The sequence below is a fragment of the Pedobacter miscanthi genome (assembly GCF_032678605.1).
Taxonomy (GTDB): Bacteria; Bacteroidota; Bacteroidia; order Sphingobacteriales; family Sphingobacteriaceae; genus Pedobacter; species Pedobacter miscanthi_A.
This window is the reverse complement of record NZ_JAVTSU010000003.1, coordinates 237,143-262,974: the sequence shown is the minus strand read 5'-3', so window position 1 is coordinate 262,974 and position 25,832 is coordinate 237,143. Positions and strand designations below refer to the sequence as shown.

Annotated in this window: 21 protein-coding genes; 5 read left to right on the top strand and 16 right to left on the bottom strand. The window is 38.9% G+C overall.

What is annotated here, in order from left to right; translation table 11 throughout:
* Positions 1–7 precede the first annotated feature (7 nt).
* Positions 8–403, bottom strand: a complete 396-nt coding sequence (locus R2R28_RS06220; protein ID WP_316824845.1) for a MerC domain-containing protein — start codon at positions 401–403, stop codon at positions 8–10.
* Between the two features lie 85 nt (positions 404–488).
* Between R2R28_RS06220 and R2R28_RS06215 the strand changes: the two genes are divergently transcribed.
* Positions 489–1,691, top strand: a complete 1,203-nt coding sequence (locus tag R2R28_RS06215; RefSeq protein WP_316824844.1) for a GTP-binding protein — start codon at positions 489–491, stop codon at positions 1,689–1,691.
* Positions 1,692–2,115: 424 nt separating this feature from the next.
* Here R2R28_RS06215 and tyrS read toward each other — a convergent pair whose 3' ends face one another.
* Together tyrS and R2R28_RS06205 are read right to left on the bottom strand one after the other, a co-directional pair.
* The gene (gene tyrS, locus R2R28_RS06210; RefSeq protein WP_316824843.1) at positions 2,116–3,402 is read right to left on the bottom strand and encodes a tyrosine--tRNA ligase; all 1,287 of its coding nucleotides are present in this window, start codon (positions 3,400–3,402) and stop codon (positions 2,116–2,118) included.
* 50 nt (positions 3,403–3,452) lie between these two features.
* Positions 3,453–4,754 (bottom strand): patatin-like phospholipase family protein, encoded by a 1,302-nt coding sequence (locus tag R2R28_RS06205; protein WP_316824842.1) that lies wholly within the window; start codon positions 4,752–4,754, stop codon positions 3,453–3,455.
* Between the two features lie 118 nt (positions 4,755–4,872).
* On the opposite strand from R2R28_RS06205, the gene R2R28_RS06200 reads away from it, so the two are divergent.
* The 4 genes from R2R28_RS06200 to R2R28_RS06185 all read left to right on the top strand — a co-directional run bounded on the left by R2R28_RS06200 (position 4,873) and on the right by R2R28_RS06185 (position 9,277).
* Positions 4,873–5,550 (top strand): hypothetical protein, encoded by a 678-nt coding sequence (locus R2R28_RS06200; RefSeq protein ID WP_316824841.1) that lies wholly within the window; start codon positions 4,873–4,875, stop codon positions 5,548–5,550.
* A gap of 240 nt (positions 5,551–5,790) precedes the next feature.
* On the top strand, positions 5,791–7,803 hold the full coding sequence (gene ligA, locus R2R28_RS06195; protein WP_316824840.1) for an NAD-dependent DNA ligase LigA: 2,013 nt from the start codon (positions 5,791–5,793) through the stop codon (positions 7,801–7,803).
* Positions 7,804–7,892: 89 nt separating this feature from the next.
* Positions 7,893–8,780, top strand: a complete 888-nt coding sequence (dapA, locus tag R2R28_RS06190) for a 4-hydroxy-tetrahydrodipicolinate synthase (RefSeq protein WP_316824839.1) — start codon at positions 7,893–7,895, stop codon at positions 8,778–8,780.
* A gap of 224 nt (positions 8,781–9,004) precedes the next feature.
* Entirely contained in the window at positions 9,005–9,277 is a 273-nt protein-coding gene (locus R2R28_RS06185; RefSeq protein ID WP_316824838.1) for a hypothetical protein, read from the top strand.
* Positions 9,278–9,317: 40 nt separating this feature from the next.
* On the opposite strand, the gene R2R28_RS06180 is transcribed toward R2R28_RS06185, so the two are convergent.
* From R2R28_RS06180 to R2R28_RS06120, 13 genes are all read right to left on the bottom strand, one after another.
* Positions 9,318–9,791, bottom strand: a complete 474-nt coding sequence (locus R2R28_RS06180) for an N-acetyltransferase family protein (protein ID WP_316824837.1) — start codon at positions 9,789–9,791, stop codon at positions 9,318–9,320.
* Between the two features lie 193 nt (positions 9,792–9,984).
* Positions 9,985–10,959 (bottom strand): helix-turn-helix domain-containing protein, encoded by a 975-nt coding sequence (locus tag R2R28_RS06175; RefSeq protein ID WP_316824836.1) that lies wholly within the window; start codon positions 10,957–10,959, stop codon positions 9,985–9,987.
* Between the two features lie 360 nt (positions 10,960–11,319).
* Positions 11,320–11,496, bottom strand: a complete 177-nt coding sequence (locus R2R28_RS06170; protein ID WP_316824835.1) for a histone H1 — start codon at positions 11,494–11,496, stop codon at positions 11,320–11,322.
* Between the two features lie 258 nt (positions 11,497–11,754).
* Positions 11,755–12,996 carry an aminotransferase class I/II-fold pyridoxal phosphate-dependent enzyme gene (locus R2R28_RS06165; protein WP_025144499.1) on the bottom strand — a complete coding sequence of 414 codons (1,242 nt, stop codon included), beginning with the start codon at positions 12,994–12,996 and terminating at the stop codon, positions 11,755–11,757.
* 168 nt (positions 12,997–13,164) lie between these two features.
* A complete protein-coding gene (gene ftsZ / locus R2R28_RS06160) occupies positions 13,165–14,796 on the bottom strand; it encodes a cell division protein FtsZ (RefSeq protein WP_316824834.1) in 1,632 nt (543 codons plus the stop codon).
* 130 nt (positions 14,797–14,926) lie between these two features.
* A complete protein-coding gene (ftsA, locus tag R2R28_RS06155) occupies positions 14,927–16,285 on the bottom strand; it encodes a cell division protein FtsA (protein ID WP_086545007.1) in 1,359 nt (452 codons plus the stop codon).
* Positions 16,286–16,290: 5 nt separating this feature from the next.
* The gene (locus R2R28_RS06150) at positions 16,291–17,514 is read right to left on the bottom strand and encodes a cell division protein FtsQ (protein WP_316824833.1); all 1,224 of its coding nucleotides are present in this window, start codon (positions 17,512–17,514) and stop codon (positions 16,291–16,293) included.
* Positions 17,507–18,862, bottom strand: coding sequence for a UDP-N-acetylmuramate--L-alanine ligase (murC, locus tag R2R28_RS06145; protein ID WP_316824832.1), 1,356 nt, complete (start codon positions 18,860–18,862; stop codon positions 17,507–17,509). Before murC ends, R2R28_RS06150 begins: the two co-directional genes overlap by 8 nt.
* A 167-nt stretch (positions 18,863–19,029) precedes the next feature.
* A complete protein-coding gene (murG, locus tag R2R28_RS06140; RefSeq protein WP_316824831.1) occupies positions 19,030–20,142 on the bottom strand; it encodes an undecaprenyldiphospho-muramoylpentapeptide beta-N-acetylglucosaminyltransferase in 1,113 nt (370 codons plus the stop codon).
* A 332-nt stretch (positions 20,143–20,474) separates the two neighbouring features.
* On the bottom strand, positions 20,475–21,662 hold the full coding sequence (locus R2R28_RS06135; protein ID WP_316824830.1) for an FtsW/RodA/SpoVE family cell cycle protein: 1,188 nt from the start codon (positions 21,660–21,662) through the stop codon (positions 20,475–20,477).
* A 14-nt stretch (positions 21,663–21,676) separates the two neighbouring features.
* Positions 21,677–23,065 (bottom strand): UDP-N-acetylmuramoyl-L-alanine--D-glutamate ligase, encoded by a 1,389-nt coding sequence (gene murD, locus R2R28_RS06130; RefSeq protein WP_316824829.1) that lies wholly within the window; start codon positions 23,063–23,065, stop codon positions 21,677–21,679.
* Between the two features lie 61 nt (positions 23,066–23,126).
* Entirely contained in the window at positions 23,127–24,374 is a 1,248-nt protein-coding gene (gene mraY / locus R2R28_RS06125; protein ID WP_025144491.1) for a phospho-N-acetylmuramoyl-pentapeptide-transferase, read from the bottom strand.
* The gene (locus R2R28_RS06120) at positions 24,374–25,831 is read right to left on the bottom strand and encodes a UDP-N-acetylmuramoyl-L-alanyl-D-glutamate--2,6-diaminopimelate ligase (protein ID WP_316824828.1); all 1,458 of its coding nucleotides are present in this window, start codon (positions 25,829–25,831) and stop codon (positions 24,374–24,376) included. Before R2R28_RS06120 ends, mraY begins: the two co-directional genes overlap by 1 nt.
* Position 25,832 lies beyond the last annotated feature (1 nt).

The window sequence follows — 25,832 nt, the reverse complement described above, 5'->3', positions numbered from 1 at the left end:
GGATATTTTAGTGTTGGTGATCCAGCGGACAGGATTTAAGCATCCGCAGGTTAATAAAATGGGCAGTAGCAATGGTAAAGCCGCCTAATGGGACCAGCACTGGCTCAAGCAGCTCAATTCCTGAGAAATGCCCAAATGCTATACAGGCAAAACCTGCAATAAGCACCGAAATTGGAGTAATGCGTTTATGTTGTTTGCGGTAAGCCGAACTTAAGCTCCAGATACCAAGAATCAATGAAACTACAATCATGGTAATTTCAACCGCTTCATTGGCCAGAAAACCCATGCCCCACATGGGCAAAACGGTAATTAAAAAAGGTAAGGCCGCGCAATGTATGGCACAAAGTGTTGAGGCGGTAATTCCGATCCGATCGAGGTTGATTTTATAGCTCCGTAATTTCATTAAGATAAATTTATGCACAAATATAAAAGCAATACAGTTGCATTTAAAATATTCAAGCCTATATTTGCAACATAATTGCATTAACATGATAAAAAAATTACCGGTAACTGTACTAAGCGGTTTCTTAGGCAGTGGCAAAACCACTTTATTGAACGCTATTTTGAGGAACAAACAGGATTTAAAAGTAGCCGTAATTGTGAACGATATGAGCGAGGTAAACATTGATGCGTCATTAGTTAAAAACCAACATACACTATCTAAAACAGAAGAAAAACTGGTAGAGATGAGCAATGGCTGCATTTGCTGCACCCTGCGTGAAGACCTGATGATAGCGGTTGAAAAACTGGCGAAAGAAAACCGTTTTGATTACCTGCTGATTGAAAGCACGGGAATATCAGAACCAATTCCCGTGGCGCAAACCTTTTCCTTTATTGATGAAACTTCGGGTATCGATCTTAGCAGGTTTAGCCAGCTGGATACCATGGTAACCGTGGTGGATGCCTATAATTTTTATAAAGATTTTGGCTCGGCCGAAAAACTGGCCGACCGGAATATGGTGGACGATGCAGCAGACAGGCGTACCATTGTAAACCTGCTTACTGACCAGATTGAATTTGCCAACGTAATTTTATTGAACAAGGCCGATTTGGTAAGTGATAACGATATTAAGGTATTAAAGGCGCTCATTACCAAATTAAATCCTGGTGCTAAAATTTATGAGACCCTTTTTAGTGAAATAGATCCTGCTCTGATTTTAAATACCGGATTGTTTGATTTCGAATCAGCATCAGAAGGTGCTGGCTGGAAAAAAGAACTGGAAGAAATTCACCAGCCCGAAACAGAAGAATACGGGATCAGTTCGACGGTATTCCGTTCCAATAAACCCTTCCACCCCGAAAGATTCTGGAATTACATCAACAAAGAATTCCCTCAAAACATTATCCGCTCAAAGGGCATATTCTATCTTGCTGCGATGCCGGAGCAGGCCATTAATTTTTCGCAGGCGGGCGGCTCATTACGTATAGATCCTGCCGGAGTTTGGTGGGCAAGCATGAACCTCCAGGAGCGGGAACAATACAGCGATTATGTAGAAAACCAGACAGAGATACAGGCTAATTGGGATAACGATTTTGGCGATCGAAAGAATGAACTGGTTTTTATCGGTCAGGAAATGGATAGTGATGAACTAAAAAAATCGCTAACTACATGTTTATTAACACCTAACGAAGTTGAAGATTATAAAGCGCAAATATGGTTTAAAAACCCTTTTGAAGCGGTAATCTTCTAGATTGGGTCAAAATAGTCGACGAAATGAATAAAATGGTAGTTTTTCTACTACATTATTTGCATTTATTTTGTTTAGATTTGGTTTCCCAAACAACTATACTTATTATGATAACGCCGAAGGAATTAACCGTGGTTTCAACCTGCCCATCATGTCCCAAATGCAAAAATTTTGAGACCTATAGGGTACCGAGAGGTTTTATATTTAAAACATTAATGCCATGGGTATCAATTAAGCGATACAAATGCTACAAATGTTTTAATAAATTTTACGTTTTTAAATAGTCGTCTGCAAATTAGCACACTCATTAAAGCCATTGCAAAAGTGGCTTTTTTTGTGCCTAAAAACGATCACTGCACATCACCTGTCTTAAATTCAAGCCCAATGAAAAAATCTTTTACCTTTAATTTCATTGGGCCGGTAAATATTATTCAGCAATTAAAAGGAAATAGTTTTTCTTTCCTTTTTGCACTACAATGAATTTATCATTAATCAGGTGATCTGCATTAAAGATCTGGGCCATTTCGGCTACCTTTTCTTTATTTACCGAAACACCTCCCCCCTGAATGGTTTTCTTAGCCTCTCCCTTTGATGGGAAGATAGCCGATTTTTCTGCCAGCAAACTTGCGGCATCAATTCCAGCTCCAAGTTCTTCAATTAAAATCTTGTATTGTGGTATACCATCAAAAATATCTAATACTTCTTTATCAGATAAACCCCTTAAAAATTCAAGAGATCCATTTCCGAATAAAAACTCAGATGTTTTAATGGCGGTTTCCAATGCTTCTGCTGAGTGGGTTTTAACGGTGATATCTTCGGCTAAAGCTTTTTGAAGAATACGCAAATGCGGTGCAGCATCATGTTCTTTTTCTAAAGCTTCAATTTCTTCTTTATTTTTTAAGGTAAAAATGCGGATCCATTTTTTCACATCATCATCCGACGCGTTTAACCAAAACTGGTAAAATTTATATGGAGAAGTTTTTTCAGGATCTAACCAAACGGCTCCACTTTCGGTTTTACCAAATTTGGTTCCATCTGCTTTTTTAATCAGCTGGGTGGTGATGGCATATGCTGTTCCGGCATCTTTCCTTCTAATCAATTCAGTACCGGTAACAATATTGCCCCACTGATCAGATCCACCCATTTGCACCAAACAGTTTTCGTTTTTCCATAAATGGTAAAAATCGTAACCCTGGATTAACTGGTAACAGAACTCGGTAAAAGATAATCCAGAATCGCCTTCTAAACGTCTTTTAACGCTGTCTTTCGCCATCATGTAGTTTACGGTAATGTGTTTACCCACATCGCGGATGAAGGTAAAAAGATTCATATCCTTAAACCAATCAGCATTATTAACCATTACCGCACCATTGCCACCTTCTTCAAATTGCAGGAATTTAGCCAGTTGCTTTTTCATTCCCTTCAGGTTGTGCTCAATCATTTCTGGCGTTTGCAGGTTACGCTCATCAGATTTACCTGAAGGATCGCCTACCATACCTGTAGCACCACCAACCAGGGCAAACGGTTTGTGACCAGCGTTCTGAAAATGGATCAGCGTCATGATCTGCGTTAAGTGCCCAACATGCAACGAATCTGCAGTAGGGTCGAAACCGATATAACCCGATGTCATACCCTCGTTTAACTTTTCTTCAGTATTCGGCATAATATCATGCAGCATGCCACGCCATCTTAACTCTTCAACAAAATTCGTCATTGTACAAACACTTTAATAATGTGCGTGCAAAGATAAAATTTTAGCTTAGTTTAAAGCAAATTAGTTGGTTTTGTAAACCAGCTTTTAAAATCGGTTTTTGCAGCTTCAAAATCAGCGTGCCCAATCAGGCAATTCAGGCTGCTATTGTTCCGGATCGACTGGTTAGGAACACCTGAACCATTTAGCCAGTTATCGCACAGTTTTCCAATTAAAGCCACTTCTTCATCTTCTACCGCGTCCATATCCATGGTATGCAGTTTTAGGTATTCAGCCTCAGTTATTCCGGCAGGCAGGTCCCAATATTTACTTGTGACATCACCAGCCAGCATAGGCCTTAATGCAGGGTTCATGCGGATAAAATCTACGGGTTTAGCTGGCATATCAGGATTTAAGATCATGTAAGCTACAAAAGCAGCAGTATCAGGCGGATCGTTTAAAATACTTTTACTCAGTTTCTGAATATCCCTGATCAAACCAGGAGCCTCCTGCCTGGCTTTAAGTTCTTCATATTTCACGGGGATATCTTCATCATACTGCAGTTGAGAAACCGTACCTGTACCGATTGAAAGCACCTGTACGTTTTCGATCTGGTATTGGGCCTTGTTGCATATGGCCTCTGTTACCGCAACCAGAACAGGATTATTATTACCGGTAACACCTCCATCCCAATAATACTTCGGTTTATTATTCACAATAAAGGTGGCAGGTTCATTAAAATAATTAACAGGTGCCGTACTGGAAGCATGAATGGCATCTACCAAGGTCACCATACAATCTGTCGTGGTTTCAGCCTGTACATGCTGGTTGTTAATTTTTCGTTCTATAGCTGAGGTTGAGGCCATACTATCGCAATCAGACCGGAAAAGTTCGGCCCTGTTCCGGTAATAATCATAGCCAATAATCAGAAACTGTGTTTTGATCTCGTTATTGATTGCAACATAAGCCGGAATATCCGTCATATCAACTTTTGCAATACCCGGTAAAATTTCTTTCAGCGCGGTATGTTTTCGTTTGGTTGCATATTTTGCGCCAATCTTAAATATCCTGGCAACGCTTGCCAGTAAACTTTTTTCAAAAAAACTCAGTTTCGAAAAAACCTTGTTCCGAAGTGCTTTATCTTCAAATATCTTTTCGATTTCAGAAAGTTTCATGTTTTCGGCCATGGCAGCCGCCACTAAACTGCCCCCACTATTGGCAGATACGAGATCGAACTGTGCCAAAACCTCATGTCCACCCGGATCGGGATTATTAAATGTTTCGGCAAATAATTTGCGTAAACATTTTACTTGGATAAGCGCCCAGGATCCACCGCCATCAAGCGATAACACCCTGTAAGTTTTATCATCAGGCATCGTAAGAAGATTATGACGATAAATTTAAGCATAATTGGTACAGAAAACAATACAAGCTTCTTTGGCATTAATTTGGCTTTCTGGTTTATCAGGTTAACAGAAAACATTACCTTGCAGCATGAACTTTTTATCCCATTATTATTTCGACCGAGCAAATAAAGATGCCAATGTGGTAATGGGAACGGTTTTACCTGACCTGATTAAAAATGCAGTAAAAGAAGCCAATTTGTACCCTCAGAAAAATGAATTTCTGTTTAAAGGAAATCCTGATGAGGAAAACCTGCTTGCCGGCTGGAAAAGGCATTTGGCTGTCGACTTGTTTTTTCATTCGTCCAATTTTTTTCTGGAAAAAACCACAGAACTTAAACAGCTTATCAAGCCTATTGTAGAAAATACTGCAGTACGGCCGTCATTTCTTGCACATATTGGGTTAGAACTTTTATTGGATCATCTACTTGTTGAACACAATTTAATTCAGATAGATCATTTTTATGACAACCTGAGTGCCGTTAAAAAAGAATCGTTAAGCGATTTTCTGGAGCATTGTAAAATGAAAGAACCGGTAATATTCTTCAACTTTTTAGAGAAGTTCATTAGCAGCAAATATTTGTTTAGCTACCAGAAACTCGAAAACATTAGTTATGCACTGAACCGGATTTGCATGCGCTTATGGCCCGAAACACTGAACGAAAAACAATTACAGCAACTTACTTTTGAACTGGGGATTTTTAAAACTATTCTTGAAAAGGATTTTATGGATATTTTTGAAGAGATTGAGGGGGAATTAGACTTGTAAGAGAAATTGTCATCTCCTGAAATGCAGCGGAATGGAGAGATCTAAAAAAGTCGTTATTGCGAGGAGGAACAACGAAGCAATCTTACAACAATCGCTATAACACACGGTAGGAGATTGCTTCGCCGGCTAAAAAAGCCTTCTCGCAATGACTATTTCTCCCAAACGTCATAAAAAAGATTAAATAGAGCTGTTTTTTTTCTCACACCATAAAACCCTTTCATCCTTTTTTTATATTTGTACATGCCCCTAACTGCAATACAAAAAGAAATGGATGCCCTTGTGGCCGAGTTAAACCAGCACAATTATAATTATTACGTGCTGGCCATGCCAACCATCGGCGATTATGAGTTTGATAAAAAATTAAAGCATTTAGTAGAACTGGAAAAAGCAAACCCCGATTTTGCAGATCCCAATTCGCCTACCCAGCGCGTAGGAGGAGATATTACCAAAAATTTTATTAGTGTAAATCATAAATACCCCATGTTATCGCTGGGGAATACCTATAACGAACAGGATCTTCGCGATTTTGATGAACGGATTCGTAAAGCCATTGGCGATAATTTCGAATATGTTTGCGAATTGAAGTTTGATGGTTTGTCTATTAGCCTTACTTACGAAAATGGCAAACTTTTACGTGCCGTTACCCGTGGCGATGGTACCAAAGGTGATGAGGTGACCAGTAACGTAAAAACCATCCATACCATCCCACATCAGATTAAATCAGCAGTTGCACCAGCACACTTCGAAATCCGTGGAGAAATTTTTATGCACAAAGCTGCCTTTTTAAGATTAAATGCAGCACGTGAAGAATTAGGAGAAATCCAGTACGCCAACCCACGGAATTTTGCTTCGGGTACCATAAAAATGCAGGATAGCAAGGAAGTAGCCAAAAGGCCTTTGGATGGTTTTATCTACTTTTTATATACCGATAAAAACGAATTCAAAACTCATTGGGATAGTTTAAATGCAGTAAAAGAATGGGGATTTCATGTTTGTGAGCATACAAAACTGGTTTCGGGTATAGATGCTGTTCTCGAATTTATCCACTATTGGGAAAACGAACGTTTTAAACTGAGCTATGATATTGATGGAATTGTAATTAAGGTAAACAGTTATGCACAACAACAGGAACTGGGTTTCACTTCCAAATCACCACGCTGGGCAATTTCTTATAAATATAAAGCGGCTGAAGTAGAAACCGTTTTAGAAAAAGTGACATACCAGGTAGGCAGAACCGGTGCGGTTACTCCTGTTGCCAATTTAAATCCCGTTTTACTGGCCGGAACTACTGTTAAGCGTGCAACTTTACATAATGCTAACGAAATTGAGCGTTTAGATCTTCACGAAGGCGATACCGTTTATGTAGAAAAGGGTGGAGAAATTATCCCAAAAATCATTAAGGTAAATCTGGATAAACGTTTACCGGGAGCAGCAAAGGTACATTACCTGCACAATTGTCCTGAGTGCGGTACTGAACTGATCAGAAAAGAAGGTGAAGCAGTACACTACTGTCCTAACGATGAAGGTTGTCCACCGCAGATTGTAGGTAAAATTCAGCACTTCATTTCACGCAAAGCCATGAACATTGATGGACTGGGTGATGAAACCATCGAAACCTTTTATAAACATGGATTGGTTAACCACATTAGCGATTTATACACTTTATACCAAAAATCGGATCAGCTTAAAACCTTAGACCGTTTTGGAGAACGTTCGATTGAAAATATGCTTGCCGGAATTGAAAAATCGAAGGAAATGCCTTTCGAGAAAGTGCTTTTTGGTTTGGGCATCCGTTATGTTGGCGAAACCGTTGCTAAAAAAACAGCAGCAGGTGTAAAGAACATCGAGAACCTTTCTCATGCTACTGTAGAAGAATTAATCGCCATTGACGAGATCGGCCAACGGATTGCGGAGAGTATTGTTGAGTATTTTGGAAAATCGGAGCATTTACAGCAGGTAGAATTATTAAAATTAGCAGGATTACAGTTTCAAATTGAAGAAAAAGTAATTACACTTGATAGTGATAAACTTATTGGAAAAACATTCGTAATTTCGGGCGTTTTTGAAAACTATAGCCGCGATGAGCTAAAGGACATGATTGAGGCCAATGGAGGCAAAATGCTGAGCAGTATTTCGGGTAAATTGAATTACCTGGTTGCTGGAGATAATATGGGCCCATCGAAGCTGGAAAAAGCGAACAAGTTAAATGTTCCGATTATCAGCGATGCTGAGCTGTTGGAAATGATAAAATAAAATGAGAGCATGATTGAATTAGTGAATGATACCATTTAGCAGATATGCTATCATTCACTAATTCAAAATTCAATAATTATAAATTAAAAATGAACAAATTTCAGGGTACTGGTGTAGCATTGGTTACGCCTTTCAACACAGATGGATCAGTTGATTATAACGGTTTAAAAAACCTGATTAATCATTTGGTAGACGGAGGGATAGATTACCTCGTTTCTTTAGGTACAACCGGCGAAACCGCTACAATGACCAAGGACGAGAAGAAGAAGGTGTGGGCCTATACTGCTGAAATTAACAATAACAGATTACCTTTAGTTGCTGGCATAGGTGGCAATAACACATTAGCCGTTGCCGAAGATATTAAAACATTTGATGCCACAGGCTATAGCGCCATTTTATCAGTTAGTCCATATTATAACAAACCTACTCAGGAAGGCATTTACCAGCATTATAAATATTTAGCTGAAATTTCTCCTCTGGATTTGATTTTGTACAACGTACCAGGTCGTACTGGGAGCAACATGAGCCCGGAAACCACCTGTAGGTTAGCACATGATTTTAAAAACATCATTGCAACAAAGGAAGCATCAGGCAGTTTCGATCAGTTTAACCAGATTATGAGGGATAAACCTAAAGATTTCCTTTTAATCTCTGGTGATGATCCTGTTACCTTACCGATGATTGCATTGGGTGCAGCCGGTATTATTTCGGTAATAGGAAACGCTTTACCTAAACAATTTACCGATATGGTAAACCTATGTTTAGCCGGCGATTACAAGGCAGCTTTACCTGCACATTTAAGCCTAATTGAGTTTACCCGTTTGGCTTTTGCAGAAGGTAATCCGGCTGGGGTTAAGGCAGCCTTAAAACATATCGGTATCTGTGGAGATACGGTACGCCTGCCACTGGTTAAGGCTTCTTCAGCTTTAGAGCAATTAATCATTGCAGAAGTAGAAAAATTAAGTGTAGTAGCTTAATCCCCTATAAACAATAATATTCAGGAACAGACTGTTTGATTTTGCTAAAAATGCAAAACATAGCAGTCTGTTTTTTTCTGTGTAAATAAAAAATTACTAAAATAAACAAGCTCAAAATCAATACATTAGAGCCAAAAATAAAAATTTCAGCTCAATAGATGTTTTAGTGATGTTCAGGGGCATTATTATTGAATTGCGTTTCTACACACACAAATAAACACACAATGAGAAAATTAATTTTAATTGGCCTGGCATTGGTTATGCTGAGCTGCAGGGCTTTTGTTGGCTTCGAACCTACTTTTACAATGGGCATGTCGGAATCTGATTTTAAAAAGAAAAACAAGCCAGAACTGGTTGCTGCTAATGAAGATGGAACCAGAATTTACAGTACTTATCATGCCTCTACGGATTTCAAATTTTTCTTCTTCCGTAATGAAAAACTTGTACGGTTCGAAAAAGGGAAAAATGCAGATGATTATCAGCTATTGAGATACTAACAAAAAGGCTTCGAATGATCTTCGAGGCCATTTTATTCTATCAGGCAATTAATTTATTTCTCCGTTCCATCAGCAGATTATCCTGCCATACCCCTTTAGTTTTCCCTATTTTCTCCCGAAAACCAACCACCCTGAAACCAGCTTTTTCATGGATTTTTAATAAAGCAGAATTTTGCAAAAAGATACCCGCCTGAAGCATCCAAATACCTTTGTTTTCACTTTCTGTAATCAAAGCACTTAACAAAGAAGAGCCAATACCTTGCCCTTTGTAACCGTGTTTAACGTATACTTCAATTTCTCCAACACCTGCTGCGTCGTAATTTGCCAATACTGGTAAAAGGGCACTCCATCCTGTAATTTCTTTACCTTGAACAGCCACAAACCTACAGGCTTTAAGATGTGCTGAATCCCAGTCTTTCCAGGAAATTTCCGGAGTTCTAAAACTTGCAGTACCTGTTTCGATCCCTTCCCGATAGATAGCACTGACCTCTTCCCAATCTGTTGAGCGCATCATTCTAATCATAGTTTAATCAATTTTGGCTGATTTTATAACCTATAAAATCTATAGTTTATATTTGATTTACTAAATTAACGAAACGGAACGTTTTACACAGAAACAAGTTTGTCCTGTATTATAAATCAACACAACCATATATCAAGAGTACCAAAACAAGCTGCTTTTGTAACAAAAACGTTAAACTGACGTTTTATTTCGTCGACGTTTTTAGGTATTCTACAGGGCTCATGCCGACCAGTTTTTTAAAGGCATTATAAAAGGCACTACGGGATGAAAAGCCTGAACTATAAGCCAGAGCCTCTAAAGTAAAATTGTGCATAATATCTGGATTTCTGATCCTTTCCTTAATCCAGTTAACACGATACTGATTAATGTAATCGATAAAACTCTTGTTAAAATAGTTGTTTAATATAATAGAAAGCCGATGGCTACTGATGCCAATCTCTAATGCAAGGGAATGGAGCCTGATATCTTTGTTCCGAAAGGATTGGTGCTTGTTGACATACGATTCTAACTTCTGCCCACATGCTTTCAATTCTTCATTTTGATTTTTAGAAATAGAAAAACTTTTTTTAATGAATAAAAGGGTCGAAGGTTTGATATTTAAAAGAGAGGCAATTAATTCTAAAGGCAGGCGATCTAAATAACCCGGATTGGTTTTTGCATAATATAAATATCTTTCTTTGGCATTTCCTACGCGTATAATATGTGCCCGCTGCTGGGCGTCTTTATAATATTTTTCTAAAACTACCCTGAAAATATAATTTAACTCGAAATGATGGGCAAAAAGAAGGTTTAGCTCATCATTATGCATGGCCAACAGCTCTGTATCCTCTACAGCTACCACATATTCCTGTGAATATTGGGAACCATGAAGCCCTGATATAGAACTTACAAAATCATTTTCTACAGATATATAAGTGGTGATTTTTTGCATGTTGTGGCTGGTACAGCCCATTAGCGCCCCCTTCACAATAAAATACATGTATTGGCAAACTTCGTTTTCATTAAACAGGATCTGCCCCTTTTTTACCTTAACCTGTAAGAGGTGCTTTTCGAATGCTTCGGTTAATTTATGATCTATGGGGTGCACGGTATGCATGACATCCAAGACAAGCCTGACATCTTCGCTGTTCGCGGGGATATATTGCAAAGGTTCTAACACTGATACCGTTAATAATGTAAATTATTTAATATCTGTTTATCCAAATAGAAGATAAACCGGATATCTTTTTGAGAGCGGATTTAGTGTTTTTGTTTGTTTTTTACAATTCATTAGCAAGCGTTAATAAGCCACAGAATAGTGAAAGTCAATATTGCTATTGGTTTATCAGGTTACCTGAAATGAATATACCTTTTTTAAAAGAAGAAAACTAAAAAAACTTGCGCAATGAATGATAATTTGTCTTATATATTTTACAGTACTTAAGATATTGGAGCATAAAGCAGTGTAAAAGAAAATTATTGGGCATAAAAAAGCCTCAGAAAACTATTCTGAGGCTTCAATATAAAATATTTTGATCGCTTAAGCTTTGTTTTTGGTATCCTGTACTTCTAAACGGATTGCCTGGGCTAAATTTTTCAGATCCTGCATCCCTTTACGTATACGGGTACCGGCAGCGCTATTACCTTTGTTATAAAATTTGTCTGCATCAGCTTCCAAAGCTGTCACTAAACTTTTTACTTCTTCAAATTTTTTCATTTTAATTAATTTATGGTTCTTTTAAGGTTTGATTTTAATTACGTTACTCTAATTTAAAGGGTTTGGTTAAATAAAAAAATTTTTGGAAGAATAAAAAACAGGCTTCTTTAGCGTATTTTTCCACATTTATGGTATTTATACACATACAGGACTGAGAAACAACAGCTAAACAACTGAAAAACAACATGTTAAAAATTATTTAAAAATAAAAAAGCCCTCTAAACAGGTTTAAAGGGCTTTGTAAAATTTTAATAGATCTTAAACGGTTGCGAAAAGATTCTCTTTATAATATCCGTTTTCCAATTTTTCTGCTACTTCGCTAAAAGCATCCAATGTACGTTGTACATCTTCCAAAGTATGAACAGCAGTAGGAATTAAGCGTAACTCAATCATTCCCTTTGGAATTACCGGGTACACCACTATCGAGCAGAAAATACTATAGTTTTCACGTAAATCGTAAGTAATAGCGGTTGCATCCGAAAGTTCACCTTTTAAGAAAACCGGTGTAACTACCGAATCGGTAACACCTAAATCGAAACCACGTTCGCGCAAACCTTTTTGTAAGGTCATGGCAATTTCCCAAAGTTTGTCTTTTAATTCAGGTTGGCTTTTTAATAGCTCTAAGCGCTTTAATAATCCAATTACCATTGGCATTGGCAAAGCCTTGGCAAAAGTCTGAGAACGCATGTTATACCTTAAGAAATTGGTAATCTGTTCGGTTGATGCAACAAAAGCACCAATACCTGCCATAGATTTGGCAAAAGTTCCGAAATAAACATCAATCCCGTCAATACAATCCTGCGCTTCGTGCGTACCGGCACCGGTTTTACCCATTGTACCGAAACCATGAGCATCATCAACCAGGATACGAAAGTTAAACTCTTTTTTAAGTTCAACAATTTCCTTTAATTTTCCCTGGGCACCGCTCATTCCAAAAACACCTTCTGTAATTAAAAGAATACCACCGCCAGTTTCTTCAACTAATTTGGTAGCACGCTCCAATTGTTTGCGGGCACTTTCTATATCGTTGTGTTTGTATACAAAACGTTTACCCATGTGCAGGCGTAAGCCATCTACAATACAGGCATGCGATTCTGCATCATACACCACTACATCATTGCGGTCAACCAAAGTATCGATAATGGATACCATACCCTGATAACCATAGTTTAATAAAAATGCATCGGGTTTGCCCACAAATTCTGCCAGTTCCTGCTCTAACTGTTCGTGATAGTTAGAGTTACCGCTCATCATACGGGCACCCATCGGGTAAGCCATACCAAATTTAGCTGCAGCTTCTTCATCTGCTTTTCTAACCTCTGGGTGATTGGCTAAGCCTAAGTAATTGTTTAAGCTCCAAACCAAATGCTCTTTTCCGCGAAACTGCATGTGAGGTGCAATTTCTCCCTCTAATTTTGGAAAAGAGAAATACCCATGAGACCATTTCTGGTGTTGCCCCAGCGGCCCCATGTGTTTTGCTATTTTATCAAATATATCCAATGTATTATCTGTTTTTTATAATAAAAATTTTGCGAATTTAAGCTTTATTCGTCTTAAAATCAACCAACTTGATTTTTTAGGTGTTAATTAAGATTTTTTAACACGCTAATTTAATGCCAAAAAAGCCCCGGTTTTACATCGGGGCTTTAAAATTATATTTGGTTTGATCTAATCAACGTTATCGTGTAAGAAAGAATTGTTCGGTCTGATCTCTGTACCACCGTCCTGATCGTTGCTTAAAGTAAAGCGGCTCACCTGCGATTCAGATGAATGCTGTACCTGTTGCAACTGCATTTGTTTGCGTTTGTAAGCAGGTTCGTTTTCCAATTCCTGTAAGCCATTGGTGGTCCGCAGTTTCATGCTTAAATCTTTTAAACGTAAAATACGTTCTTTAGATTTTTTCAACTGCTCTTCCATCGATTCGTCGCTTTTATCATCATCTAAACCAACAACCGGCATTTCGATTTCTGGTTCAGGCTCTGGCATTGGCGGCATCTGGGCTACCGGAGTTTCGAACACAAAATTGGTTTCAGCCAATTTCACCTCGAATTCAAATCCTGTATCCTGTGCTTCTTCAACCTGCGGCTCTTCTTCCATTAGGGTATGACGAACTACATTATTTTCAGGCTCCTGAATTTTCTGAACTTCTGATTTGTTGAACATTCCACCAAAAAGATCTGCTTGCGATACTTCTTCTTTACTTTTTAAAACAGGTTCGTATGAATGAACTTCTTTTGGTTGCATAAAAGAATTTACCGGCTCAACAGGGCGAACCAACGGTGCTTCTTCTGGTGTTAAAAGTGATATTTTCTTTTTATTTTTTTCTTCTTTTACGCGTTCTTCCGAAGTTTGGAAACCGGTGGCAATAATGGTTACCGAAAGTTTATCGCTTAAAGATTCATCGGTACAGTTACCCCAGATTAAATCGGCAGATAAACCTGCTTTTTCCTGGATGTAATCGGTAATGATCGAAACTTCATCCATGGTTACTTCACGTAAACCAGAACTGATATTCAATAAAATATAACGGGCTCCTTCGATTTCATTGTCTTTTAACAATGGAGAAGCTAAAGCGCCTTCTACAGCCTGTAATGCACGGTCTTCGCCCTCAGCGGCAAAACTACCCATAATGGCTACGCCACTATCTTTCATTACGGTACGCACATCTTTAAAATCCACGTTGATATAACCCGGAACAGTAATGATTTCTGCGATACCTTTTGCTGCAGTTGTTAAAATATCATCAGCCTGACCAAAAGCAGAACCTAAGGTTAAGTTTCCGAAGATTTCGCGCAAGCGGTCGTTAGAGATCACCAGGTAAGAATCTACGTATTTCTTCAACTCTTCCATTCCCTCGTCGGCCTGTAACCTACGTCTTTTTCCTTCGAAAGAAAATGGCGTGGTAATGATGGCAACGGTTAAAATATCAAGTTCTTTAGCGGCTTTGGCGATAATTGGAGAAGCTCCTGTACCGGTACCACCACCCATTCCTGCTGTAATAAAAAGCATTTTAGTGGTACTACCTAACATCGCTTTAATATCATCTATATTTTCTATTGCTGAGTTTTTACCAACCTCAGGGATAGAGCCAGCTCCCATACCTTCGGTTAAACTAGCGCCTAATTGTACCTTGTTAGGTATCGGGCTAGATTCCAAAGCTTGGGCATCTGTATTACAAATAATAAAATCCACACCAGTGATACCTGAAAGGTACATATGGTTCACTGCGTTGCCGCCACCGCCTCCAACACCAATTACCTTGATGATTGAAGACTTATCTTTTAACATTTCGAACTGCATATCTTTATGAATCAGTTGTTTAAAAATTTTTAAATTCTGTTCATTACTCAATGTAATATTAACACTTTTTCAACAGACGTTTTCCACAAGTGTTGATAATGTGGAAAACTCTTCTTTTGTGGAAAAATAATTAACTTTTTAAGTAATCTTCATCACTTACATTCATATCATCCTGAATGAATGTTCTTGTTTTTGCCAATAATTTATCGAATAAACCTGGTCCGCGTTTTTCTTTTTCTTTTGCTGTTTTTGGTTTTTCTACAAAAACACCCGGTTGTTTCATCTCTTCGATCAGCTCTTCTGCCTTCTGGATTCCTTTAATTAACAAACCAACACTGGTTGCATACATCGGGCTTTTAAGGTCATCATAAATGGCTTTAGGCATATCTTCGTATTTAGATAAATGCTCGTTCGGGTAACCGATACGGCAATCTAAACCGGTTACATATTCTACCGCCTGCGATAAGTGTTTCAGCAAGGCACCACCGCCGGTAATTACGATACCACCAATCAGTTTTTTCTCGTATCCGGAAGATTTGATCTCGTAGTATACGTGCTCAATAATTTCTTCCATACGGGCCTGGATTACATAAGCCAGGTTTTTAACCGAAATTTCTTTTGGTTCGCGGCCACGAAGACCAGGAACGCAAATGATTTCATTTTCTTTGTTCTCCTCAGCAAGTGCAGAACCGAAACGCGTTTTTAATAACTCAGCCTGGTTACGCATCACTGAACAACCTTCCCTGATATCTTCGGTAACACTATTGCCACCAAAAGGAATTACGGCCGTGTGGCGAATAATACCCTCGTGAAAAATGGCAATATCTGTAGTACCACCACCAATATCAACCAATGCAATACCAGCTTCTTTTTCTTCCTCGCTCAACACCGATTCGGAAGAAGCCAATGGCTCAAGGATTAAATCCTGGGTTTGTAAACCTGCATTGTTTACACATTTGATAATATTTTTTACCGCAGTAACCTGACCAGAAATGATATGGAAGTTAGCTTCAAGGCGCACGCCTGCCATACCAATCGGATCTTTGATTCCCGGTTCGTTATCGATGGTAAATTCTTGTGGTAATACATGGATGATCTCCTCACCCGGTGGCATTACCAGTTTAAACATATCATCAATCAACTTATCGATGTCTTTTTTACCGATTTCGTTGTTTAATTCTCTTCTTGTTAAAATTCCCCTGTGCTGTAAGCTCTTAATGTGCTGACCAGCAATACCCACATTTACCACCTGTATTTCTACATTGGATTGTCCGCTTGCTACTTCAACTGCTTGAGCAATGCCCTGCACGGTTTTTTGAATGTTAGAAACCACTCCACGTGTTACACCCGCCGATTCTGCCTTGCCTATTCCTAATATTTCTATCTTACCGTGTTGTGTTCTACGACCAACGATAACACAAATTTTTGTAGTACCGATATCTAATCCTACTACAATGGGCGACTGACTGGTAAATTTTGCCTTGTCCATATTCGTTAATTTTGCTGAGTTTTATACTGTTTTTCCAGGGCTTTGATTTCTTTTTCTCTTGCTTCTTTTTCTTTTTTCAACTGGGCCTCAGATTTTGCCGGCTTTGGCTGTGTTGTTCCGGTTTGTTTCGGTTTTTCCTTTTTATCCGCAGGCTTTGTTTCCTTCGGTTTGGCAGCCGGCACAACTACCGGTTTTTTTGTTTCTGTTTTAACTGGTTCGGCTTTTTTGGGCTCCGCCTTTTTAGGCTCAACTTTCTTTTGCTCTACCTTTTTTATTTCTTCCTTTTTCGGTTCTGGTTTTTTAGGTACTACTGCTGCTGCTGGCGGATCGGCTTCAGGCCGATCGTCCATCACCGAACCAATTGTATTTCTGATTAATGAATCGGTTACACTTCGTTGTATCCTCAAACTATCAGCTGCCGAAAATGTTTTGGCTTTTTTCCCTAAACCTGTTGAATCTCTTTTTTCGCAAACAATCTGGTTGGTATATTTAATATTGATTGTTTTATAAGTATCCCAACCTACCTGCGGCATTGCTTTTTTATAGAATAACAGCAGGTTTTTCATTTTCTTTTCGAGCGAATCTGCATCGCCTAAAATAATGCGCTGATTGCCTACCCTTGGCACCAATTCGATATCGTTTTTCTGATCCACCACAATCTGTTCGATCTGTGCATCCCAAAGCGTATCCTTTTTTATATACTGAGCTGTTTTGTAAAGATCTCTTGCCAGTTGTGTGTGTAAAGTATCAACCCTGCTTCCAAAAACCTCGCTGATGTGGCCGGTTGCCACCAATACATTTGCGGTGAAGTTTGATGAAATTGGCATTTTCAATCCATCGTTATCGATGTAAAAATCCTGTCCGTTCTCATTTAAAATACGAAGAATAGGTTGACGTTGTTTTACTTCAATGTGCAGTACACCATCCATATCTACATATACCTTTGCAAAGCCGATGTAAGGGTTAGATTGCAGTTTTTTCTCGATCTTATGGATATTGATATTTTCGAGGTTACGACCCAATAATACCCCCTGATCTTCTTTTAAAATCGCATCAATTTCTTCGCGCTCGATAAAATTATCGGCACCAGGAATCAGGATTTTAATATCAGTACATTTAACAGTCTGCTTTTTCACATTGATAAAACTCAAAAGCACCACCACCCCTGCCAGGCTGATCAGCCAGGCAAAGCCAGTAAAAATTGCGCTCCAGTTTATCCGTTTAAGCATTGTTTATTGTGTTTTTTAAAGGCTCGATAATCGTATCAATATCGCCTGCACCTACTGTTAAAATTAATTCAGGTTTTGTGTCTTTAACATACTGAACCACAAAATCTTTTCCACATACTTTTTTATCGTTTAAGGTAATCTTATCGAGTAAAAACTGTGAATTTATCCCTTCTAAAGGCAATTCTCTCGCCGGGTAAATTTCCAGTAACAACAGTTCATCGGCAGTGCTTAAAACTCTTGCAAATTCATCTGCAAAATCTCTTGTACGCGTAAACAAATGCGGTTGAAAAATCACCGTTAACTTTTTATCAGGATATAACTGCCTTACCGCATCAAAGCAAGCTTTCAGTTCTTCAGGGTGATGTGCATAATCATCAATGTAAATCTGATCACCATTATTCACAATATATTCGAACCGGCGTTTAACCCCTTTAAAGTTTGCAACTGCCTGTTTTACCTTTTCAGCATCGATACCCAATTGTAAAGCGATGGCGATGGCAACAGTTGTATTTTCTACATTGTGTTTACCAGGAAGCATTAAACTAATATCTTTTATGCTTTGTGTGGCATCTGCATAATCGAATACAAATTTTGATCCTTCTACCCTCAAATTCTCTGCTTTTGCTTTTGCTGTTGAGCTTGCTGCATAACTGATATTATTTTCTAAAGGCAATCCTTCGTGTGCATACAATGTACCTTCGGCTTTAAGCTGCCCGGCAAATAACCTGAACGATTCTTCGAGGTGGCTTTTATCTCCATAGATATCTAAATGATCGGCATCCATAGAAGTTACAACTGCTATATCGGGGTGCAGGGTTAAGAAAGAGCGATCATATTCATCGGCCTCAACCACCACCACGTTATTATTACCGAAAAGCACATTACTATTGTAGTTACTGGTGATGCCCCCCAAAAACGCGGTACAATTGTAACCGGTATTTTTTAAAATATGTGCTACAATTGATGATGTAGTGGTTTTACCATGTGTACCGGCAACTGCGATGCAGAACATGCCTTTACTGATAATCCCTAAAACCTCTGAACGTTTTTTAAGCGAAAAACCTTTATCAATAAAGTGATTTAAAATTTTCGAATCTTTTGGAATTGCGGGCGTATAAACTACCAGTGTATCTTCGTGATGATCTAAAAACGCAGCCGGTACTGAAAAGGCTTCATCAAGATAGGTAATAGAAATCCCCTCCTGCTCCAAAGTCTCGGTAAGCTTTGTCCGGGTTTTATCGTAACCACAAACGACCTGTCCGCGTTTAGCAAAATAACGGGCAAGCGCACTCATGCCGATACCACCGATACCTACAAAGAAAACCCTATTTATTTTACTTAATTCCATGTTTTTAGCTAAAAGCGGAAAGACTAAAGCTTAAAGCTGTCTTTCTACCGTTTAATTTTAAATATGAAGTTGAAAGACCAAAGCTTAAAGCTTCCTCTCCCATCTTCCAGTTATATTTTTATTTTGTTTACTATTTATTCTTAGCTTTAGTCTTTGGCCTTTCAGCTTTAGTCCTTCAGCTTCATTAGTTTCAATACTTCGCCTGCAATAATTTCGTCGGCTTCAGGCAGTGCCATTTTACCTATATTTTCTGCAAGCTTTTCACTTTGCTCTTTGTTGTTTAACAGTGCCAGTGCTTCATTAACTAAGGTATCTTCTGCGGAGCGGTCGTTAATTAAAAGTGCAGCACCATTTTTTACCAGCGCCGTTGCGTTTTTGGTTTGATGGTCTTCTGCAACATTGGGCGAAGGCACCAAAATAACCGGTTTTTTAATCAAACAAAGCTCAGCAATGGTTCCGGCCCCAGCCCTGCTTACAATTACGTCGGCAGCAGCATAAGCGAGATCCATTTTATTTAAAAACTCCAGGATGCGAACATTAGGATGATACTCGAGTCCCAACCTTTCAATAATTCCCTGGTAATAATATTTTCCTGTTTGCCAGATTACCTGCACATCCTGCGCAATAATTTCTGGCAAATGTTTTTCTACTGCCTTATTCAGTGTACCCGCACCTAAACTCCCTCCGGTAACCATGATGGTTTTTTTTAAAGGATCGAGTTTTAACAGTTCGGCACCTTGAAAGTGTTTTCCCTGAATATCCACCACCTCTTTACGTACTGGATTTCCGGTTTTTAAAATCCTGTCAGCAGGAAAAAACTGGTCCATTTCATCAAAAGAGACACATATTTTTGCCGCTTTTTTACCCAGCCATTTATTGGTTACCCCCGCATAAGAATTCTGTTCCTGGATGAGGTATGGAATTCCTTTTAATGAGGCTGCATACAACAATGGTCCGGAAGCATAGCCCCCAACTCCCACAACTGCATCGGGTTTAAAATCGTTAATAATCTGCAAGGCCCTGCGCACACTGCCAATTACTTTGAATGGAAGGGCAAGATTTTTTACGATCGAGCCGCGCTGCATCCCACTGATGTTTAAACCAATTATTTTATATCCGGCAGCAGGAACTTTTTCCATTTCCATACGGCCATTTGCGCCCACAAATAAAATTTCACAAGCAGGCACCAAACGCTTAAGCGCGTTGGCTATGGCTACGGCGGGAAAAATGTGCCCGCCGGTGCCACCACCTGATATGATAATTTTTGGGGAATTATTCATTTTTAATATTTGTCTATTTTTTACCACCGAGTGCACTGAGTTTTCACAGAGGGCACCAAGTTCTCTATTTTTAACCGCAAAGAGTGCTAAGTTTTTCGCAGAGCACACTAAGCATTTTATGCTTTTACCGCCAAGGGCACTATGTTCTTACAGAGTGCACCGAGTTTTTTATTTTTAACTGCAAAGAGCCCTGGGTTTTTCTCAAAGCGCACAGAGCTTATATTTTCACCATGAAGGCACTAAGACACAAAGTGTTTTTATACCGAGTTTATTAGAGATTGGACAACTGGTCAAACATTTCAACTTTCCAATCCCTCGGCTTTTCAACCCCTCTATGCTATCGCCGGAATCTCTCCAACGATTATTTTATTATTTGTTTTTTCTTCTTTCGAAGTCAGTTTTGCATTTTCTTCTACATCACGGCTTACGCTCAAAATGATTCCGAAGGCCACACTGGTAAAAATCATCGAGGTACCACCCATACTCACTAATGGGAGCGGAACCCCCGTTACCGGGCCTAAACCTACCGCTACGGCCATGTTTGCAAAAGCTTGTATCGTGAGGCTAAAACTTAGTCCTGCAGCCAACAAAGCCCCGAAGGCCTTGGGCGCCCGGGTTACGATCTTGATACATCGATATAAAAGCACCAGGTAAAGCACCATAATTACAATTCCTCCCAAGGTTCCCCATTCTTCAATAATAATGGCGAAAATAAAATCGGAATATGGGTGTGGCAGGAAATTGCGCTGCGTACTATTACCTGGTCCTTTACCAAAAACACCACCAGTAGCTAAGGCAATTTTTGCCTGATCTGCCTGGAAAGTTTTGTCAGAATGCACCAACTCAGGATGCATAAATGTTTTTATACGTGATTTATAAGTTTCTCTCCTTGGCCCTAAAAAACCAACAATTAATAATAACACTAAACCACCGGCACAAACGATCGAAATCTGTTTGATACTGATCCGGCCAATAATTAACAGCAGAATACTTACACCAAATAACATTAAGGCAGTTGACATGTTTGCCAGTGCAATAAGCACGAAAACGGTACAAACTGAAGCCATGATCGGGATAAATGATTCTCTTAAATCTTTAATATTTTCCTGCTTTTTAGTCAGCATCCTTGCTAAAAATGTAATCAGTGCCAGTTTTGCCAAATCGGAGGTTTGAAAAGTCAATCCGATAACCGGAATTTTTACCCACCGTGATGCATCGTTCAGGTTTGTTCCAAAAATTAATGTATAAACCAGAAGTGGGATGGTAATAATCATTAATATTTTAGAGATCCCTGCATAATACCGATAATCGAGCAAATGGGCGATATAGATCATACCTATCCCCATCAACACAAAAATAAGGTGTTTGGTGAGCAAAAGTTTTTCTACTGCTTCGCCTTTCTTATAAGCCAGGGTACCTGTTGCACTATACACAGCCATTACTGATATAAGCGAAAGCAGGATGATGATCAACCAGATCCACCTGTCGCCTTTTGTTTTATTAAGTAACGCCTGAAACATATTTAAGCCTCCTATTATAATTCTCTAACTGCCGCTTTAAACTGGTTGCCGCGGTCTTCATAATTTTTAAACAAATCGAAACTTGCACAAGCGGGCGATAATAAAACCGCATCACCGCGTTTGGCTAAATGGAAAGCAATTTGCGCTGCCTCATCTGCCGAAAAAGTATTTACGATTACCTCAACATCATCCTCGAAAGCATCGTGAATGCGCTTGTTATCTTTACCCAAACACACAATAGCCTTAACTTTACTTTTAACCAAGTCTTTAAGCATGTTGTAATCGTTACCTTTATCAACGCCGCCCATAATCAGCACTACATCGCTGGTCATACTTTCTAAAGCATACCAGGTAGAGTTTACATTGGTGGCCTTACTGTCGTTGATGAAATCTATTCCAGAAATTTTGGCCACATGCTCTAACCTATGCTCAATATTTTTGAAATTGGTCATACTCTCCCGGATGGTCTCATTTCTTAACTCTAAAACTTTCGACACAATGCCCGACGCCATAGAATTATAAATATTGTGCTTGCCCTGCAAGGCTAAATCTGAAATCGTCATGGTTAGGGAGTTATTTGGTTCTGTAAGGATATGTATAGTAGTTTCTTCTAAATAAGCACCAGTTTCAACTTTTTTAGTAATTGAAAATGGAAAAGTTTTGGCTAAGGGATTGGTTAAAGCAATCGCTTTTAAGCTCTCTTCGTCATCTGCACAGTAAATGAAAACGTCTTCTGCCGTCTGGTTTTGAACAATACGCATTTTTGATGCTGCATAATTCTCCAGTTTATATTCGTAACGATCTAAGTGATCTGGTGTAATGTTCAGCAAAACTGCGATATCGGCTTTAAATTTGAACATATCATCAAGCATGAAACTTGAGATTTCCAGCACATAGTACTCGTAATCTTCGGTAGCCACCTGCGCAGCAAAGCTCTGACCAATATTACCTGCTAAACCCACATTTAAACCTGCATTTTTTAAAATGTGATAGGTTAATAAACTGGTGGTCGATTTGCCATTTGAACCGGTAATACAGATGGTTTTTGCATTGGTGTATCTTTTAGCAAACTCAATTTCTGAAACCACTGAGATTCCTTTAGCTACCAATTTTTTAATAATCGGCGCAGTTGGTGGAATACCAGGGCTTTTAATTACTTCGCCAGCATTTAAAATCAGCTCTTCGGTATGTTTTTCAGACTCGAAAGGGATAGCCAATTTTTCTAAAGCGGCTTTGTATTTATCGGTAATTACACCGAAATCAGATACAAAAACATCAAAGCCTTTTGCCTGAGCCAATTTTGCGGCACCAACGCCGCTTTCGCCGGCACCAAGAATAACCACACGGCTTTGCCCAGTCATTACTGACTTAGTTTTGCTTGATGTGATGTTATTGGTGCTCATTATTCTACCTAATTATTTTTTTACTATTTCTGTTATCTGTCTTTCAACTTTAGCCTTTTACCTATCTTAATTTCAATGTTACAATGGTCATAATAGCCAGCATGATTCCGATGATCCAGAAACGTGTTACAATTTTGGCTTCGTGATAACCTTTCTTTTGGTAATGGTGGTGTAAAGGCGACATCAGGAAAATCCGACGCCCCTCGCCAAATTTCTTCTTGGTATATTTAAAATACGATACCTGCATAATTACCGACACCAGTTCTACCAGGAAGATTCCGCATAAAATCGGGATCAATAATTCTTTGCGGATCATTAAGGCAAAAGCAGCAATAATACCGCCGATGGCCAAACTTCCGGTATCGCCCATAAAAATCTGAGCTGGGTAAGAGTTGTACCACAGAAAACCCACACATGCACCCACAAAAGCACCAGCAAAAATCATCAGCTCGGCGGAATTGGGGATGTACATAATATTAAGGTAATCGGCCATAATGGTGTTACCTGATACATAAGCCAAAATACCCAGGGTGATCCCAATCACTGCCGAAGTTCCCGTTGCCAGGCCATCAATACCATCAGTGATATTTGCACCATTAGAAACGGCTGTAATAATAAATACCGTAAATGCCAGGAATATGATAAATGCATATTTCTGATAATCGCCACCTAAAAACTTCAATACCTTAGCATAATCGAACTCATTGTTCTTATAAAAAGGCATGTTGGTTTTGGTCGATTTCACATCCTGGGTATAATAAAATGTTTCTCCTTTTTGGCGCAATACCATTGGCACACTTGAAGTATTTTTCACATTATCCTGAACGGTTTCCCTTACAACTATATTCGGGTGGAAATACATAGTAGTGCCTACAATTAATCCCAAACCCACTTGACCAACCACTTTAAAACGCCCCGCTAAACCTTCTTTATTCTTTTTGAAAACTTTGATATAATCATCTAAAAAGCCAATTGCGCCCATCCAAATTGTGGTGATGATCATCAAAATCACATAGATATTAGAAATATTGGCGAATAATAAGGTAGGAATCAAAATACCCAACAGGATGATGATACCACCCATGGTGGGCGTACCCTGTTTTTGCATCTGACCTTCTAAACCTAAATTCCTTACCGTTTCGCCTACCTGTTTCTTATGCAAAAAATCAATCAGTCTGCGACCATATACAGTAGTGATAATCAGCGACAAAATAATAGAAATGGAAGCACGGAAAGTGATGTACTGGAACAACCTCAACCCGGGAATATCGTAGTGCTTATGCAGGTATTCGAATAATAAATATAACATTAGCTGATTGGTTTTAATTGTTCAAGTAAAATTTCTTTATCATCAAAGTGGTTCCTTACGCCATTAATTTCCTGGTATTTCTCATGTCCTTTACCAGCCACCAGAATAATATCTCCTGGTTTTGCCAAATGACAGGCTGTTTTTATAGCTTCTCTTCTATCTAAAATGGATAAGGTTTTACGTTTGTTGGTTGGCGAAACCCCTTCTTCCATTTCGTTGATGATCGTTTGCGGATCTTCGGTACGTGGGTTATCAGAAGTTAAAATCACTTTATCACTCCAATCGCAGGCCACCTGTGCCATAATCGGACGTTTGGTTTTATCACGATCACCACCACAACCGAGCACCGTAATTACCTGTTCGGTTCCTTTACGGATATTAGCGATGGTACTCAATACATTCTGAACAGCATCTGGCGTGTGTGCATAATCTACAATACCAATAATCTTATTTTCGGAAGTGATATAATCAAATCTCCCCTCTGCACCTGATAAACGGCTCAACAAAGTCAAAACCTTTAATTTATCCTGTTCAAGCAAGACTGCCGTGCCATAAACGGCCAAAAGGTTATAGGCGTTAAAAGAACCAACCAGTTTGAAGAATACATCTTCATTATCAATATCTAAATGCAAACCGCTGAACTGGTTTTCGATAATTTTTGCTTTAAAATCGGCCAGTTGTTTCAGTGCATAAGTTTTTTTATGCGCTTTTGTGTTCTGCAACATCACCATACCATTTTTATCGTCGATATTGGTGAGCGCAAATGCTGATTTAGGTAAACCATCGAAAAAGGCCTTTTTAGCTTTTAAATAAGCGTCAAAGGTTTTATGAAAATCCAAATGATCATGTGTGATATTCGAAAATACACCGCCTGCAAATGTTAAACCCTCAATACGGTGTTGCGATACGGCATGGGAGCTCACCTCCATAAAACAATAATCACAACCTGCATCAACCATCTGCCTTAACAGTTCGTTTAATGCAATCGGATTTGGTGTGGTATGCGTAGCTACAACTACAGCATCATTAATATAATTTTCTACCGTTGATAAAAGCCCGGTTTTATACCCTAAATCTTTAAATAATTTAAAAAGAATGGTGGCAATGGTTGTTTTTCCGTTGGTTCCGGTAATGCCAATCAGTTTTAAATCAGCCGATGGATTTCCGAAATAATTACCGGCCATAATACCCAATGCAACCGAAGTATTTTCTACTTTAACATAGGTAACGGTAAAATCGTCAATCTCTGGCAAGCTCTCACAGATAATTACTCCTGCTCCCTGTTTTACAGTTTGATCGATAAATTGATGTCCATCCGCAACCGTACCAACTACAGCAAAGAAAACATCATCTTTAGCCACTTTACGCGAATCGAAATTAAGCGCATTGATTTCCCTATCGGTTTTACCAACCAATTCTTTAATCGTTACGCCATAAAGTAAATCCTGTAATTGCATT

Coding starts and splice junctions, on each gene's coding strand:
- R2R28_RS06220 (WP_316824845.1), bottom strand. CDS start 403: ATGAAATTACGGAGCTATAAAATCAACCTCGATCGGATCGGAATTACC.
- R2R28_RS06215 (WP_316824844.1), top strand. CDS start 489: ATGATAAAAAAATTACCGGTAACTGTACTAAGCGGTTTCTTAGGCAGT.
- tyrS (WP_316824843.1), bottom strand. CDS start 3,402: ATGACGAATTTTGTTGAAGAGTTAAGATGGCGTGGCATGCTGCATGAT.
- R2R28_RS06205 (WP_316824842.1), bottom strand. CDS start 4,754: ATGCCTGATGATAAAACTTACAGGGTGTTATCGCTTGATGGCGGTGGA.
- R2R28_RS06200 (WP_316824841.1), top strand. CDS start 4,873: ATGAACTTTTTATCCCATTATTATTTCGACCGAGCAAATAAAGATGCC.
- ligA (WP_316824840.1), top strand. CDS start 5,791: ATGCCCCTAACTGCAATACAAAAAGAAATGGATGCCCTTGTGGCCGAG.
- dapA (WP_316824839.1), top strand. CDS start 7,893: ATGAACAAATTTCAGGGTACTGGTGTAGCATTGGTTACGCCTTTCAAC.
- R2R28_RS06185 (WP_316824838.1), top strand. CDS start 9,005: ATGAGAAAATTAATTTTAATTGGCCTGGCATTGGTTATGCTGAGCTGC.
- R2R28_RS06180 (WP_316824837.1), bottom strand. CDS start 9,791: ATGATGCGCTCAACAGATTGGGAAGAGGTCAGTGCTATCTATCGGGAA.
- R2R28_RS06170 (WP_316824835.1), bottom strand. CDS start 11,496: ATGAAAAAATTTGAAGAAGTAAAAAGTTTAGTGACAGCTTTGGAAGCT.
- ftsZ (WP_316824834.1), bottom strand. CDS start 14,796: ATGCAGTTCGAAATGTTAAAAGATAAGTCTTCAATCATCAAGGTAATT.
- ftsA (WP_086545007.1), bottom strand. CDS start 16,285: ATGGACAAGGCAAAATTTACCAGTCAGTCGCCCATTGTAGTAGGATTA.
- R2R28_RS06150 (WP_316824833.1), bottom strand. CDS start 17,514: ATGCTTAAACGGATAAACTGGAGCGCAATTTTTACTGGCTTTGCCTGG.
- murC (WP_316824832.1), bottom strand. CDS start 18,862: ATGGAATTAAGTAAAATAAATAGGGTTTTCTTTGTAGGTATCGGTGGT.
- murG (WP_316824831.1), bottom strand. CDS start 20,142: ATGAATAATTCCCCAAAAATTATCATATCAGGTGGTGGCACCGGCGGG.
- R2R28_RS06135 (WP_316824830.1), bottom strand. CDS start 21,662: ATGTTTCAGGCGTTACTTAATAAAACAAAAGGCGACAGGTGGATCTGG.
- murD (WP_316824829.1), bottom strand. CDS start 23,065: ATGAGCACCAATAACATCACATCAAGCAAAACTAAGTCAGTAATGACT.
- mraY (WP_025144491.1), bottom strand. CDS start 24,374: ATGTTATATTTATTATTCGAATACCTGCATAAGCACTACGATATTCCC.
- R2R28_RS06120 (WP_316824828.1), bottom strand. CDS start 25,831: ATGCAATTACAGGATTTACTTTATGGCGTAACGATTAAAGAATTGGTT.